Here is a 1,102-nt window from a genome sequence, read left to right as displayed (position 1 = left end):
GGCGGTGTTGCAATATTCCGGCTTTAGAGCGTATTGCTTCGGGAGTTTTCATCAGCCAAGATTTTTTCATGCCCTTCAAACACAACGCTGCTCGCCGCCATAAGATCCCGAAGGCAAGGTTTCGAGTTACCAACTGGCCGGACTATAACGAAAGCCTGCGTGGCCGCGGCGATATAACCGTTTGGATTGAAGAGAGCGTTGCTCAGGTGTGGTTTGCGAGGCCTCGCAAACAGCGTGGACGACCAGCTACGTTCTCAGATCTGGCTATTGAAACCTGCTTGCAAATCAGGGCCGTGTTCGCTCTGGCATTGCGGCAAACGCAAGGGTTTGTGAGATCGGTGCTTGGCTTGATGGGGCTGAACTTGCCAGCGCCAGACTTTTCTACCCTGTCGCGCAGAGCCAGTAGCTTGAAACTTTCAAGGCCTAAACAGCAAACTAATCTGGAGCCATCGACCCTTGTGATCGACAGCACGGGAGTGAAAGTCTTTGGAGCGGGCGAATGGCAGGAAACAAAACATGGAACGCGCGTAAAGCGCAGGAAATGGCGGAAACTCCACCTTGGTTTGGATCTGAATAGCGGCGACATCATCTGTTGTGAACTGACTGAAGAGAACGTTGCCGATCCATCCGCCTTGCCTGATCTGCTGGATCAGGTTGTGGATCCGATTGCCACTTTTCTGGGCGATGGTGCCTATGATGGCGAGCCCTCCAGAAACGAGCTGGAGAAGCGCTATGACGGAGTTGAGGTCATTATCCCGCCACCGAAAACAGCTGTTCCCAGCCTTGAGGCTGAGACCGCCCCGACACAGCGCGACCGGGATGTTCTGGCCATTGAGAAGAACGGAAGGATGGCCTGGCAGAAGGCGAACGGATATGGGCGGCGGTCGCGAGGAGAGACCTTAATGGGGCGCTATAAGCAGGTCATCGGACACTCTGTAAAGTCCCGTAAGCTCAACAATCAGAAGATGGAGGCGAAAATCGGTGTCTCCGTCTTGAATAAAATGACTGCACTTGGACGCCCGGCGTTCGAGCGCGTACTCGCGACCTGAATTGAACGGGTAAGAGCAACCTGCATTCTGAATTCGATTTCTGCAACAAGGCC

General features: G+C 53.9%; 1 protein-coding gene. It reads left to right on the top strand.

What is annotated here, in order from left to right; translation table 11 throughout:
* Nucleotides 1–68: 68 nt before the first annotated feature.
* The gene (locus BMZ51_RS23710) at nucleotides 69–1,049 is read left to right on the top strand and encodes an IS5 family transposase (protein WP_068007016.1); all 981 of its coding nucleotides are present in this window, start codon (nucleotides 69–71) and stop codon (nucleotides 1,047–1,049) included.
* The last annotated feature ends 53 nt before the right edge of the window (nucleotides 1,050–1,102 follow it).

This window comes from Pseudovibrio axinellae, assembly GCF_900110875.1.
In the GTDB taxonomy this organism is placed as follows: Bacteria; Pseudomonadota; Alphaproteobacteria; order Rhizobiales; family Stappiaceae; genus Pseudovibrio; species Pseudovibrio axinellae.
The sequence above is the reverse complement of the archived record's forward strand: the minus strand, read 5'-3'. Positions and strand labels throughout refer to the sequence as shown.

Coding starts and splice junctions, on each gene's coding strand:
- BMZ51_RS23710 (WP_068007016.1), top strand. CDS start 69: ATGCCCTTCAAACACAACGCTGCTCGCCGCCATAAGATCCCGAAGGCA.